This window comes from Parafrankia irregularis (genome assembly GCF_001536285.1).
Classification (GTDB): domain Bacteria; phylum Actinomycetota; class Actinomycetes; order Frankiales; family Frankiaceae; genus Parafrankia; species Parafrankia irregularis.
Genome location: NZ_FAOZ01000060.1, coordinates 1 through 14,090 on the forward strand (window position 1 = coordinate 1; position 14,090 = coordinate 14,090).

General features: G+C 71.1%; 10 protein-coding genes. 1 reads left to right on the plus strand and 9 read right to left on the minus strand.

Features of this window, described 5'->3' with window-relative positions:
* Positions 1–153 precede the first annotated feature (153 nt).
* The gene (locus tag AWX74_RS38145) at positions 154–957 is read right to left on the minus strand and encodes a hypothetical protein (protein WP_091287192.1); all 804 of its coding nucleotides are present in this window, start codon (positions 955–957) and stop codon (positions 154–156) included.
* Positions 958–2,521: 1,564 nt separating this feature from the next.
* On the opposite strand from AWX74_RS38145, the gene AWX74_RS38150 reads away from it, so the two are divergent.
* Complete coding sequence (locus AWX74_RS38150; protein ID WP_091287205.1) at positions 2,522–2,938, plus strand: winged helix-turn-helix transcriptional regulator; 417 nt, start codon at positions 2,522–2,524, stop codon at positions 2,936–2,938.
* Positions 2,939–2,963: 25 nt separating this feature from the next.
* On the opposite strand, the gene AWX74_RS42235 is transcribed toward AWX74_RS38150, so the two are convergent.
* The 8 genes from AWX74_RS42235 to AWX74_RS38190 form a co-directional block, all read right to left on the minus strand.
* Positions 2,964–5,954, minus strand: coding sequence for an AfsR/SARP family transcriptional regulator (locus AWX74_RS42235; RefSeq protein WP_091287196.1), 2,991 nt, complete (start codon positions 5,952–5,954; stop codon positions 2,964–2,966).
* Positions 5,951–6,382, minus strand: a complete 432-nt coding sequence (locus tag AWX74_RS38160) for a pilus assembly protein TadG-related protein (protein ID WP_091287199.1) — start codon at positions 6,380–6,382, stop codon at positions 5,951–5,953. The genes AWX74_RS42235 and AWX74_RS38160 overlap by 4 nt, the downstream gene beginning before the upstream one ends.
* Entirely contained in the window at positions 6,379–6,828 is a 450-nt protein-coding gene (locus AWX74_RS38165; protein WP_091287202.1) for a TadE/TadG family type IV pilus assembly protein, read from the minus strand. Before AWX74_RS38165 ends, AWX74_RS38160 begins: the two co-directional genes overlap by 4 nt.
* Positions 6,825–7,208 (minus strand): TadE/TadG family type IV pilus assembly protein, encoded by a 384-nt coding sequence (locus AWX74_RS38170; protein WP_114476467.1) that lies wholly within the window; start codon positions 7,206–7,208, stop codon positions 6,825–6,827. Before AWX74_RS38170 ends, AWX74_RS38165 begins: the two co-directional genes overlap by 4 nt.
* 255 nt (positions 7,209–7,463) lie before the next feature.
* Positions 7,464–9,809 (minus strand): TniQ family protein, encoded by a 2,346-nt coding sequence (locus AWX74_RS38175; protein WP_054571259.1) that lies wholly within the window; start codon positions 9,807–9,809, stop codon positions 7,464–7,466.
* Entirely contained in the window at positions 9,806–10,963 is a 1,158-nt protein-coding gene (locus tag AWX74_RS38180; RefSeq protein WP_054571260.1) for an ATP-binding protein, read from the minus strand. Before AWX74_RS38180 ends, AWX74_RS38175 begins: the two co-directional genes overlap by 4 nt.
* Positions 10,960–13,065 carry a Mu transposase C-terminal domain-containing protein gene (locus tag AWX74_RS38185; RefSeq protein ID WP_200931456.1) on the minus strand — a complete coding sequence of 702 codons (2,106 nt, stop codon included), beginning with the start codon at positions 13,063–13,065 and terminating at the stop codon, positions 10,960–10,962. Before AWX74_RS38185 ends, AWX74_RS38180 begins: the two co-directional genes overlap by 4 nt.
* Entirely contained in the window at positions 13,062–13,844 is a 783-nt protein-coding gene (locus tag AWX74_RS38190) for a TnsA-like heteromeric transposase endonuclease subunit (RefSeq protein WP_200931457.1), read from the minus strand. The genes AWX74_RS38185 and AWX74_RS38190 overlap by 4 nt, the downstream gene beginning before the upstream one ends.
* Between the last annotated feature and the right edge of the window lie 246 nt (positions 13,845–14,090).

Here is a 14,090-nt window from a genome sequence, read left to right on the forward strand (position 1 = left end):
CGGATGCGTGTTCGCCAGGTTGGTTCGGGCGGTTTCTGCCCTCACCTTGTTACGCGCTGGGAAGCGTTCCGACCGTCCGGCCAGAAAACGAGCCAGAAACGCGGGGAGGGCACCGGGAGACTCTCCCGGTGCCCTCCCCGCGAGGAAAGAACGTCAGTCCTCCCTACCATCCCGCGTGGCACGGTAGGTCATCATCTCCCGTACCGCGTCAGCTCGTTCTGACAGTTCCCGGAACTCTGCCAGGGCAGCGTCACGGGTGCGGATCACGGCGCGACGGGAACCGTAGGCACCCCCGTGGCGCTTCTGCGCCACCTTGGAAAGGACGCCTGCCCGTCCGATGTCCTCGGCCCTGTTCCCCTCATTGATCACGTCTGTGAGAACCGGGAACTCCCTGCCATCACCGAACGCGTATCGCCAGACGGCCTCACTGTTGGCGGCAAGGTGCGTAGAGACCGCTACGAACTCCATGCGAGCCACAGTCTTCATCAGCTGCGCCCCGGGGGTCGCGTCGGTCTCGCTCGGCTTCTTGTCGATCCTGTAGCCGTTGCGGCGGGCAGCGTCCCGCACGGCGGTGTACTGGAGGCTGTCACGGGTGGCGACGAAGGTTCCGCCTTGCTTCGTGACGTAGAGCCAGGAGTCCGCTTCCCGCGTGGCCACGGAGTAGGCTACAGGCTCAAACGTCCGGATCATCTTCCCGAGGAGTTGAGCGAACAGCAACACCGCATCCTGCGTGATGTCGTCGCTCACGTCCGCCGTGCCGTAGCCACGGCCTGTGTAGGTCGCGTTTCCGTCCATCCGCTTACGCGAATCCGTGGCGTCGACCACGCGGCAGAACTTACGTGCCTTGAGGTGAATCGCGTGCCAGTCGTGCGCCGTCACCCTCTCCATGTCCTCCCGCTCGACTCGCGCGCCCGGAAGAGCCGACGGTGTGTCCGAAGAAAAGGCATTGTTGGTCACGAGGTCTCTCCTCTGCTTTGGGGAACTCCCGGGGGTGTCATCCCGCGCCCGGTGTCGATATCTAATTCTCCGTCTATGCACGCCCGAATGCAACCCCCAACCGTCCGCCAATTCATGATTCTTTTGGTGATAGAGGAATGACGGCAATGAATTCGGGGGCGCAAGGTGGGAGCGTGGAATCGCAGAAAGCAAAAGCAAACACAAAGACAAAGAGAAAGAGAAGGCCCGAACGCTAACGGCAGGGAAAAGGGGCATATCGCAATCCCCAAGGGTCAGCTTCTCGACGAAGTCGAACGCCGCCGGCACGCCAGTCCCGCATTGACTATCAGCTCGTTACCTCGCCATTAAGTCGCGGAGTGCGCGGGTGGGTGCCGTACCTGGTCTGGCCTGCACCAACAGCGCTTCGTTCACCCACCCGTCTTTACGGGGGGTCCGGTGGGGGGTCCCGTGGGGGGTCCGGTGGGGGGCCTGGTGGGTTGTAGGGGCCGAATCTCCGTGGCCACGCGCCGGGAGACATGGCCGCGGCGCGGCCTACCTGGCCAATCCGCTGGTCAGGGCCTCGCTGTGCATAGTGCTGGCACTGTCAGCGCTGGCCAACACCTGCCGGTCGCGGGTGCTCCGGTACTGGCCCCCACCGAGGCCTGCCAGATCTCCGACCGAGCTATACACCGAGGTGTGGAGATTTGGATGGATGGCTGGCGGTCAGCACGGTTCGCGGGTGATTGCGTGCCATCCGACACCCTTGGCGAACCCGCCAGCCACAGCCCCGCGCCGCCCGCAGCACAGCCTGCTGGGGAGCATCTGTACGCATCCGCTGATGCTGGCTTTGTGGCTTTCTGCTGGCGATGCCGGCCAGCGTTCGCCGACGGCGATGGAGGTTGGTGCGCCAGCGCTCACCAGCAGCGGCGACCAGTCCGCAGGGAGTCGCCGTCATCGCCCCGCCATTTAGGCGGAGATATGAATCCCGAGTCTCGCGGCCCGTGGCCATATTCCCGCCCCAAACGGCGTGGGCGCGTTGTGGGTGAGAGATTCCGGAAGGGGCGGCTATCACGAACGCGGATGCGGTGGAGGCTCCCATTTTACCGAGGGTGCCGGTGGCCGATGCGCGGTCGGGCCGAGCTGCCTGCATCGTCGGAGGTGGCGTCAACGACGGTGTCGCTATCTGATCGTCGCCCTGTGGCTGAAGTGCGGGCTCGCGGGAGGCGTCATGAGGAGCCGTCCGGAGGTTGCCGGACCCGCGGGATCGCGCAACGTGATGAGCATCATGTCGGCGGCGGGCTGGGTGCGTTGGAGCGGTCGTGCCATCACGGTGGCAGCGTTCCCACTGGTGGCGGGACTGCGGCGCCGCGATTTGGCTCAGATCTCTGTGTGGCGGGGCTGTGGACAAACCCCTGGGCATCGCCGTGACGGCCGCATACCGGATTGTCACCTTACGGCGCGATAGTGCAGCCTTGTCGCAACTACCCGTCACGCAGAGGGGCTACGGGGCGGCGAGGTAGTCGCGCTGCGCGGCGGAACGGTCAAGCAGGCTCGATGGGTCTGCGGATCTTCCGTGGGAGTGAATGTGACAGGGACTGACGATCTGTCTGACGCTGATCGGCGCATTCTGCTGCACGATCTGCGCCGAACGCTGGGCCCTGGCTGGCTCCCCGATGTGCTGGTCACGCTGTCGGGCGGTCCGCAGCCGTATACGAGCCTGTTGCACGCCCTGCGCAGCTATGACGTTCCGCGGGGCCGGCGCTGGCCGCAGCCGCTGATCCAGCAGGCCGTGTTGACCCGGACGTTGCGGTGGATGCAACACCGGGGGCTGGTCGAGCGGATGCGGGAGCGCGTGTTCCCCTTCGGGACGGTCTATTGGCTGACCCCGGCGGCGAAGGAACTGGCGGATCTGGTGGCGCCGATGGCGCAGTGGGCGGCGGCGCACGAGGAGCTGCTGGAGGTCGATCGGCGGGCGTGGGCCGAGCGGCGGCGCGGCCGGTAGAACGGCGGGAACTGTCGGTCCGCGGTCAGGCTGACCGCGTACCTGGAGGGCCAGGTCGCCTCGCGGCCTGGAAGAGGCGATCCGCGTCAGGGGTGGGCCGCTCACCGAGCTCGGCGAGGGCCACGACGAGCTGGCGGTAGGTGGCCTCGACGGCGTCGTGGAGGCCGAGGCGGGCCTGGGCGCGGGCGATCTGGACGTAGAGCCCTTCGCTGTAGGGGTCGAGACGGCGCAGCGTTTCCAGCAGCTCCAGGCGCCGCGGGTTCTCCTCCCCGACAGCGGCGGTGATGCTGGCCAATGCGTCGGAGACCTGGCGGCGCAGGCTCTCGCGGTGGGTTTCGGCCCAGGTACCGGCGATGTCGTCGGCGAGGTGGCCGGTGTAGGTGGCGGCCAGCGGGAGGATCGCGGCGAGTTCGTCGGTGGTGGTCGTCGCACGGCGGCGTGCGTCGAGGGCCTCGTCAACCTGCCAGAGGTCGACGGTGAACAGGTCACGGCGCAGCCGCCAGCGCCGATCGTCGTGGTCGAAGACGTCGTCGATCGTCCCGCCGGTGGCGGCGGCGAGGCTGCGGCGTAGCTGGCTGATGGCGGCGTAGAACCGGTTGTCCCGCTGGCGTGGGAGTTTGCCGTCGTCGGGCCAGACCGCGTCGATGATCGTGCGGCGCTCGGCGCCGTCGGGGTGGGCGGCGAGATAGGCCAGGATCTCCCGGCTCGGGCCGCCGATGCCGTCCACGGGCTGGTAGTCGCCGTCCGGTGCTGCCCGGTACCGCAGTTGTAGCCGGCCGAACAGGGTGAGCAGCAGCGGCGTGGCCGCCCGCGGCGGGCGCAGTGGGCCCGCAGCGGGCGTCGGTGGCACCGCATAGGTGGGCTCGGTAGGGGCTGCCCCGCCGCCGGGCGGGAGCGGTTCGTCGGGGCCCGGCGGCTCGTCTGCGGCCGGCGACACGTCGGGCGTCGGCCGGCCGCTGGGAGGCGGCGGCACGGGAGCGGCCGTGGAGCTACTGGGGGGCGGCGCGGAGGTGGGTGGTGGGGGCGGGGGCCCCTGGGTAGGGTTTGCGCGCCGAAAGTCTTCCTGGTTGGCGGCCGGGGCGTCCGCGTCGGCGAGCAGGTCGAGCAGCTGGCCGGTGTCGTTCTCGGGCAGGGTGAAAAGCCGGTTGCCGACGAGGGCGGCGGCGATGTCGGGGCTGGCGGCACCGATGACACCGTCGGGCCGTACTCGCGCGGTCGCGCCGGGACGCCACTGCCCGTAGAGGATGCCGACGACGCCGAGGGGGGAGCCGTTGTCGAGGACGGCTTGGAGCCGGCGGTCGGAGGTCTGGTCGGGGGCGGCGAGGACGATCAGGGACGTGCGGCGGGGGTCCTCGCCGGCGGCGGCTCGTCGTGCTCGGGTGATGACGTCGGCTTCGAGACGGTCCAGCAGTGTGGGCAGGTCGGGGACGATGTGCAGGCGCTGCGGCGGCGTGGCGGTGGTGTCCTCGCCCAGCAGCCGCCGTGCGTCGGCGGCGGGGATGAGGATCTCGGCGGGGGCGGCGTCGGGCTGGTGGCGGTCGACGAGCAGGGTGACGAGCAGGGCGCGGATCGCGGCGTCGGCGCCGGGTCCGATCAGGCCGAGGCCGCGGGTGGCGGCGAGGTCGAGCGCGAGGGGTTGGCCGTCGCCGGTGGTGCCGACGACCCGGGTCCCGGGTGGGGCGGCGTGGGCGGTGGCGGTGGCCGCGGCGTGGCAGCGGCCGGTGATGTGTGGGTCGCCGGGTGGGCGTACGACGACGAGCTCGCCGTCGGCGTCGCGTTCGGCGGTGGCGGTGTTGTAGGCGGCGGCGAGCTGGTGGATCACCGGTGCTTCGTTCAGGTCGTCGCGGACACCGCTGCCGGGGACGTAGTGCCGCCGGCGCCACAGCCGCACGGAGTACAGCGCGACGACCAGGAGCGCGACGGCGCCCAGTCCGAGGTAGCCGCCGGAGGGGAACTGGACCCCCGGCGGTCGGGACGGGGCGGATGGGTGCGCAGGCGGCGCCGCTGGTGTGGTCGGCGGCGCGCTGGTGGGGCTGGGTGTGGCCGGGCTGGTGGGCGGGCTGACGGGCGCCGGCGGCGCGGCGTGACCCGGGGCGGGCGCGCTGGCCGGAGGGGTTGGGGTGGCGGGTGGGCTGGCCGCCGGTGGGCTGACAGATGACGGCGCGGTGGTCGTCGGCGCGGGACTGGTGGGCGCCTGGCTGGTCGGAGGTGTGAGCGGAGGGCTGGACAGTGCATTCCCGGCCGGAGACGGGGCGGAGTCTGGTGGGGTGGGCAGGGTCAAGACCCAGCCGGGGCGGATCAGGCCGGGCTGGGTCAGCGCACGCCCGTCGGCCTGGAGAACGCCGTGGTTGAGGGCCCAGATCTCCGGCCAGCGGGCACCGTCGCCGAGGCAGCGGTCCGCGATCCGCCACAGTGAGTCGTAGACGCCGTTGGCCGGTAGCTGCACGACCGCGGTCCCCGCCGCGGCGGCCGGCAGCGCCGGATCGGTCGCGCTGGTGGCGGCGGCCGGGACGAACCGCGGGGCGGCGGGTGCGGTGGCGACGGCCGGCGCCGCGGCGGGTCCGCTGGTCGGGGTGAGGGGGCCGCGGGCCTGGAGAACGGTGAGGAGCACCGCGCCCAGTAGGAACGTGGCAAGCCCCCGCATCCCGCTGCTGGGCAGCGGCGGGCGGTGCGACGGCCAGCGGGCTTCGCGGACGACGTCCGGCACTGCGGCGACGACCGAGAGAGTGAACGCGGCCCACAGCGGCCACAGCAGGACCGCGAGGATGTCCAGCAGCAGGGTGTCGTCCATCGGGCCGGTCAGCCGCGCCTCGATCTCGTCCCAGGACGGCACGTGGTGGGGTAGCGGCCAGCCGATGAAATGCGCCAGCCCCCACGGCAGCCCGACGATCAGCGCGATGAGCGCGGCGAGGGCGACGGCTGCGCGGACGAGGCGGCCGAGGGCCAGCCCGCCGGCGGCGAGCCGACGACGGATCGGCCGAGCTGGGATCGGCCGGTGGGACGCGGGTCGGCTCACGGGGCTGCTCCGGCTGCGGGTGGGGCGGGGTGGGCGCTGCCGGTGCCGGTGACGGTGAGCGTGTCCAGGCCGACGATGCCGAGCAGCTGGTTGTGGTGGGTCACGGTCACCGCGACGTTCACCGTGTTGTCGACGATGGTCACGGCGCCGGTGGCACCGGCCTGGGCGAGGTAGGCGCGGGCCGCGCCGGCCGCCTCGTCGGGCAGCAGCCGGACCGTGCCGGTGGACCGGTAGGTCGTCAGGTCGAGCTGCTGGGCGCCGGCGCGGGCGGCTTCCTGCGCGATCCCCATCGCGGTGGTCTTGTCCGCCAGCGCGCCGCCGGCGTCCAGGATCAGCCCACCGAACATCACAAACGCGGCGGCCACGACAACAACGAACGCGGTGACGGTCCCCTCATCCCGCCCGTGGGCGGCCCGCCGGCGGCTCACGACGCCTGCCCAGGCCGGTCGCCGAACGTGTCCACAGGCGAGGTCGAGGAGGCACGCAGGGTCGCGCTGCCCGGGGTCGCGAGCATCGCGAGATCGTCAAGCCGAACAGTGCACGCCACCGTCACCCGGACCAGAGCGCCCGGCGCCAACCCGGCGGTGTCGGTGTCGACCGTCAGATCCTGGCAGGTGACCCCGGCCCCGGCCAGGGCGGTCTGCGCGGTGGTGCGGGCGTCAGCGACCGCCTCCGCGGGGGTCGCGGCAATCGAGGCCGCGCGGGCGGCCTGGTGCGCGACGTCGGCCATCCGCAGGCGCGCATCGGACACTCGGTAACACAGCACGAGGAACAGCAGCATGAGTAGCAGCACGGGCAGAATCAGCACCAGCTCGGCCGTCGCGGACCCCCGGTCCGAGCCCGTCGCCGTAGGCGGGGAGGGCAAGGGCGTCACGGGACCGGCCGCCTGCGCTCGACTGGCCCGGCCGCGTCAGCATCGATCCCGAGCCGAAGCCCAGGGATCACGCTGGCAGCGGTGCCGTGGACGCGGACGGTCGCTGTCTCGCCGTCGCGGGTGACCGTGACCTGCGGACTGGTGAGGCTGGCCCGGCCAAGCTGATCGAGAGTGTCCTGCGCCTGCTGCTCGCCGGCGGCGACGCTGCCGCCGTCGGCGCGAGCGGCGGCCAGGGCACGGGTGGCGGTGGTCTGCGCGATGTGGCTGGCATGAGCCCAGACCGTGACCTGCGCGAGGATCAGCACGATCGTCAGCACCAGCGGCAGCACGAAAATCATCTCGACGGTCAGCGCGCCGGTATCCGCCCGACGGCGCGGCACCTGCGCGGAGACGGATCGGCAGGACCGCCGGCCGCTCCCCGGACGGACACGGCCACGGCTTGGGCGCCACCGGGCGCCACCGTCCCTCGGTGGACGCCCAGTCCTGGGGCGGCCGGAGGCCGGACGGCGTCGTCGGTGTAGGGAGGCCGGCGAAGATGTCCATTCGGGTGCCGTGATCGTGTCCACTGGGGGTTTCCCGTGCTTTCTTGGGGGCCGGGGTGGTTGTCCATTTCTTCGCTGTGCCTGTTCGTGTCGTCATGGGTGGCTGGTGGTGTCGTGGAGGATGTGGGCTTCTATCTGGAGGTGTAGTGCCTGTCCGAGTTCTGTGGGGCTGTCGAGGCGTCTGGGGTGGTGGCGGCGCATGAGGGTGCCGCCGCAGACGCGTTCGAGGTAGGTGAGCTGTTCGGAGAGGGAGGCGGGGGTGACGCCGGCTTCTTCGGCGGCTCTGGTGAGGTTGGAATGTCGGACGATCATCGTGAAGCGTTCGAGGCGGAGATGGGCTTGGTGGCCGGTGAGGGCGCTGCGTAGTGGTTCGGGTAGTTGGGAGGGGTGGGTTCCTGTGAGGGTGTGGATGTGGTGTGAGCCGCCGGATGGACGTAGCGGGATTCCGTGTTTCTCCGCGAAAGCCCGGAGGGTGCTGTAAACGCAGCCGATTTCGTCGGCGATGTCTGCGAGGGTGCGTTTCCAGGTGACGTATTGTTCGTGGAGCCAGGTGGGGTCGACGTAATGGATTCCGGGTTTGTGCTGCTGGCTGGTGTCGGGGTGGAGCGGGAGGATCGCTCCGGCGCGGTGGGTGGGATAGAGCGGGCGTGGCAGCGGGTGTAGCCGCACGGCTTGGCGGACGTGCTCTGTCGACATGTGGAGGGTTTCGGCGACCTGCTGCGGGGATCGGTGCTGGCGGGTGAGCAGGTCGTGGATGGGGGCGGGGTCGGTGTGTTCGAGATCGGCGCCGGGCCAGTCGTGGGTGTGGACCCAGTGCGCTGGCGGGGCCCAGCGCAGCGGCTCGTCGGTGACGCCGGCGTGGAGAAGCAGGGCGTGGGCGTGGCTGGTGAGATCGTCGGCGAGCGGCGCGGGCATCCCGAGGACGAACTCGTGGTAGGCGGGGCGTCGCGCGGGGTCGACGATCCGGTAGGGCGGTGAGGCGATGGCGAGGTTGCCGTCGGTGAGGAGTTCGTAGAGGTAGGAGCGGGCGAAATCGAGGCGGCGTCGGTGCCCGCGGCGCAGCTCCCCGGGGCCGAGGAAGCTTCTCCAGGTCGCGCGGTCGATCAGCTCGGTCGTGGCGGCGAGGTGACGGCGGCGCGTGTAGTCGATCGGGATGGGGTGGGTGTCGCAGGCCAGGGCGAGTTCGGTGAGGATGCGCAGCGTGGTGCTGCCGGCGGGGCCGCGGGTCAGTTTGCCGAGCTGGTGGGCGACGGTGCCGCCGGTGATCTGGTCGCTGACGAGGGCGGTGATCTGGTTGAGCCGCAGAGCGCTGTGGGGAAGCAGAAGCGCCGCGATCGCCGCGGGGCGGAAGGTCACCGGTTCGAGGGAGTCGTCGTCGAGGAGACGGATCGTCCAGACGGGCCAGAGCTGGTCGGGTAGGCGTGCGGCTCGCAGGACGGCCGGGTCCGGTTCGCCGCTGGTGGGGTCGGTGGTCGGGGGATGCAAGGTGGGCAGGGTGGTGGCGTGCCGGAGGCGTTCGATGGGACGCAGGAATCCGTCGCGGCTGTGCGCGATGCGGGTTGTCAGGCTGGGGCTGGCGGATTTCCAGGACTCGGGCACTGCCAGGGGCCGGGGCCCGGCCGAGTGGTGGGCGACCAGGGGCGCGAGGGGGTCGTCCGGGCGGCCAGCGGTGGGGGCGGTGAGCAGCTGGTAGGCGGTGAGCAGGGTGTCGGCCCGCAGGTCGCCCGCGACGGGTGTTCGCTGGCGGCGGGGGCGGTCGTTCGTCGCGATGTGGGCGGCGAGGATGGTCAGGTCGGTGAGCGTGGCGAGGGCTTCGTGCCGGGCGGTGGCGTCGGGTGGGAGGCGTAGCCGCGCGAGGCTGCGGTCGATCAGCTGCTGGGCGGTGTGGGCGGCGGCGGGATCGGCGCAGGTGGGGTGGGGGGGCTCGGTGAGGTCGAAGCCGCAGCGGGTGGTGGTCGCCGCGGCGGTGACGTGGCGGGTGCAATGACCGGGTGGTGTCCGTCCGGACGGGTGCCGGACGGGTTGGGTGGACCCGCAGCGCGGGCATCGGTCCGCGAGTGGCTGGCCGTGATCGAGGCAGAAGAACGTCCAGCGCAGCTGCCAGGCCAGGGCGAACCGGCCGGGATGTTCGGCCAGGCAAGTCGGGCAGAACCGGCTGGTGCGTCCCGCGGTCGCCGCGGTGCGCAGGGCGTCGGGGGTGCGCGGGGGCAGATCCGGGAGCGGAGGGTGGAACATCGCGGCGAAGGTCCGGGGGGTCAGACCGGTCGCGTCGGCGACCGTGAGCGGCGTGGTGACGGCCGGGGGCGGGTCGGCGGTGAGGCCGAGGGCGCGGGTGAGTTCGCTGGTGGTGACGCGCAGGCGCCGCGCGTAGGCGGTCGTCCAGCTCTCGAACGATTCCCCGGGCAGCGGTGTCAGGGTGAACGGGAGCCGGCGGGTCATGCCGCGCCCTCCCCGCCCAGGCGCGTGGTGGTCTGGCGGGCGGGCCGGCTGGTCAGCCGGCCCGCGCCGAGCGCGGCGTGCAGGTCACGGCGGGCTTTCTCCGCGGCCTCGTCGATGCGGACCGCGTCGAGCAGACCGGCGGTGAGGGTTTCCGCGCCGGTCCTGACGGCCCGGTAGCAGCCCCGGGCGATCAGGGACATCAGCGAGGCGAAGTGCCCGGAGCTGCGGGCGAACAGGTAGTCCGACAGGTCCTCGGCGACCGTTCCCCGGCCGAGTTCGGCGAGAACCAGGTCGCGTTCGATACCGAGGAGCAGGTTGCGCCAGGTGCGCCGCCCGGCCTCGCTGTGGATCTCGAACGGGGTCAGGGTGAGGACGTTCCACCGTCGCGCGGTCTGGGAGAACGCGGCGTCGGCGCCGGTCAGGCCCTCGGTGAGCAGCCCGCGGGCGCGTAGCCCCACCCCGACGAAGAAGAACGTCACCGGGAACGTGTTGGCGAGCCACTTGAAATGGTTGGCGACCTCCCGGCCATCGCGACGGTGGACGTCGAGGAAGTGCACGTCGTCGACGACGACGAGACGGGTCTTGCACCCGGCGACGCATTCGGCGGCGCGGTTCGCCAGGCGTGTCGCGGTGCCGCGGTCAGGGGCGGGCAGCGCGTAGAAGCGGCAGAGCATCGCGTTCAGGCTGCGGATCGTCGTGTTCGAGGTCAGCCCGAGGTAAACGACCGGCACCCGCTGCCACTGGCCGCCCGTGGCGGGAACCGTCGGCCCGTAGAGGTCGACCTGTTCGCGGTGGAAGGCGCGGGCGAACGCCAGCGCGGCGGTCGTCTTGCCCAGCCCGGGAAGCGCGTCGAGGACCGCGGCGGGTTTGACCTTCTCCCCGTCCTGCCGGTTCGATCCGCAGATCTCGTCGAGCTGCTCGAAGACGGTGTCCATGCCCGGGGTCGCGACGGGGCCGAGGTTGGCGTGCCAACGGGCACGGGTCTCGTTGTAACGCAGCCGGACGGTCCGCGACATCCCCGCGATCTCGCAGGCGCTGTGCCGCGGCGGGCGGGTCCTCGGCGGGGTGTCGACCATCGCGAACCAGCCGTCCTTGCATGACAGGTTCCAGTCCCGCTCGTCACGGTCGGACAGCACCGCGTCCGGGCGGTTCATGGCACGACCCTCAGCGCGTCGGCGTAGAACTCCTCGTCGGCGATCCTGGCCGGTTCGTCGGCGGCGGCGCCGTCCAGCTCACCGTCGCAGTCGTCGTCACCGGCCCGCCACGAACCCGCCGGTGTCCCGGCGGGTTCCAGCCCGGCGCTGACCGCCGGCAGCTCGCAGGCCGCCGCGAGGTCGCCGCCGACGGCGGCCTGCAACCGGGCCTGGCGCTGCTCGCTCGCGCGGATCGCCATCCGACGTTCGGCGGGATGACGCACGAGCCCCGCGTCCCACCGGTCCAGCAGGTCCGCCAGGGCGAGCCGGTCATCGACGTGACGGCCCTCGGCGAGCGCGAGGCGGCGGGCGTAGGCGAGCGTGTCCGCGGAGAACGGCATCCCGACACCGCCGGCGTGCTCCCAGACCAGCGTGTGCCAGCGCTGGTCGGCCGGGTCCTGGAAGTAGACCCGTGAGATGTCGTCAGTGTCGTAGCGCACCGGCCACTTGCCGGCGTGCCGACCGGTGAACGGGCTGAGCCGGTTGCGGTAGCCGCCCAGCACGGGGCCGTTGTAACGAAGCCCGTTGACCTCGATCCCGTAATGCTGGATGGTCCGCCAGGCGACCGGCAGAAGATCGAACACCAGATCCGTCCGCGCGGGCACCCGCAGCCGACCGGCCCGGACCAGACCGTGAGCGAACATCTCCGCCGGACACAGATCCAACCCCGGCACCGCCGGGTCCACCAGCCCGCCGTGCGGACGCCGGTGGTAGATCCCGACGATCCACTGGCGGATCACGGTCTCCAGCTCGTCGACGAAGAAGTAGGCGCAGCCCTGCGGATCCTTCCCACGGCTGTGGACATCCGGCCCCTTGTAGCCGGGCAACGCCGCCAGCAATCCTTCTCGCAGGGTCCGGAAGAACCGCTCCACCGGCGCCTTGTCAGTGGGGGTCAGCGGCCGGGCCGGCTGCACCGACACCCCGAGGCGCTGACACACCGACAGCAGATGCTCCGACAGGAAGATCTTGCCGTGGTCGACGACGATGCTCTCCGCGGCCACCCCCGGCAGCCCCGGCTCCGCCTCGACGACGACGGTGTCCGGCAGCCCCGCGTAGGGCAGCAGACCGCCGCCGCTGCCCCGGGCCGTGTCCACCACCAGCGACTCGTAGAGCACGACCGCCGCGTCGACGGACTTCGTCGACACCGGGGAGAGCCGCAGGCCGGTCACGCACCGCGAATACAGATCGAGCGCGACGGTCAGCTCGACCCGGACCCAGCGCAAGGTCAGCGGTTCCATCGCGAACACGTCCAACCCGGTGGTGTCCACCAGCACGTACTCACCCGGCCGGGTCGCGCGCAGCCGCCCGTAAGGCTGTGTCGGCCGGTTCGCGATCGACCGTTTCGCCGCCGTCGCGCCGGTGAACGCGTGGGTGGCCCGGGACAACTCCTCCAGCACCAGCCGGGCCCGCCGCCGCCCCGGCGCCCGCACCGATCCGGCGCCGTGCTCGGCGTCGAGCCGTGCCGCCACCCGTTCCAGCAGCAGCTGCCGGGTCGGCCGGCTGGCGTCGGTGTGTTCGTCGAGCACCAGCCGACACATCGCCAACCACCGCTCATCGACCCCGGTGAACGGATCGGCCAGCCGCACCATGCGCTGATCGACCAGCCCCGCGGCGCCCGCTGTCTGGACCGCGCGGACCCAGCGGCGCACCGTCCGGACGTCCACCCCCACCTCCGCGGCCTTCGCCGCGTAGCGGTCCATCAACGGCACCGCCATCTCGTAGGCCGCCCGCGGCTCACCGGCAGCCGCCAGCGTCACCGTTCCTGAGACGTAGCCGGTCAGCACCTCACGCACATGCCCGAGCCGCGCCAGCACCTCGGCGCGTCGCGGCCCGTCCAGGCTGTCCAGTACCGGCCCCAACGCCTCCATCGGCGCCACCGGCTCCCCGTCCGCCCCGAGCACCGAGGTCGCGGGATTCGCCAGCACCGTCGCCGTGTGCACCAGCTCCTCGCGGCCCTGCCCGTCACGCAGCCGCAGCCGCTGCGCTTCGATACCGACGACCGTGCGCATCTCGCCGTCGTGGACCAGCCTCGTCCCGATCGTCACCGTCACCGTCGCGCTCACACCACACGCTCCAGCACCGACACCGGCGACAACGGCCTGTCCAGATCGACGCGGAACACGCCCCGCCACACCAGATGCAGCAACGCCGGCCGGCACACCTCGACCGCGAACCGGCCCGCCAACCCGGCCTCCACCTCACCGAGAGCCACCCTCCCCGTGACCGTCCGATCGATCTCCTCGACGGCCTCGGCGTCGACCCGATCAGCACGCCGATAGGCCGCCAGGAACCGCACATTTCCCAGCACCGCCGCCGGCGCCCCCGACCAGACCTCATGGCACCAGCCGGCCCGCGTGAAAACCTGGCCCGCCCAGGCCAACGCTTCCGCGACCTTCTCCCTGGCCAGCTGCTCCGCCGGCTTCACATTGACCACGGTCACCAGCCCGCCCGGGTCCACCAGCAGAAAGTCCGGAACATGCCGCCGGAGCCGCCCATCCACCTCCGCGGTCAGGCAGAAAGGCTGCGCCGCGATTCCCACCACCGAACAATCGAAATCGGCGAGCAGGAGCCGGGCAAGCTCCAGCCGGCTTTCATAAACCACATGGCCCGCCATCGTCACCGACCAATACCAGCCCGAGTAGTGCGCCTGTCCCTGCCGCCATCGAAAAACCCGCCACGGACACCCAGCCACCGTCGCGGCAAGGTCAACCAGCGACAGATCCTCGTACGTCGACACCGCGCCAGTGGAATCCCTGACGCTCAATTGAGCATCAGTCACCATCGCTACCATCTCCCCAGATAGAAGACATGATCCCAACTGGCACGGTAGATCACTGGACATCAGTCCGGTCGCTGGACACGCTGCGGACAAACAGGACGCCAGTGCACAACGTCTCCGGTATCACGCAACCTAAATCCGCATAGAAATCTCCTTCCCTGCCCTGTTTCACGGGCTCGTCGAGGGCTTCCGTCGCCTTTGCCCCGGCTTGCCGTAGCCCCGGTAGTCCGCTGTGGACAGAACACCGGTCGTTGGACATCGACTGGACATATATCGCGGCCATTGGACATCTAGACCGGCGTCCCTACA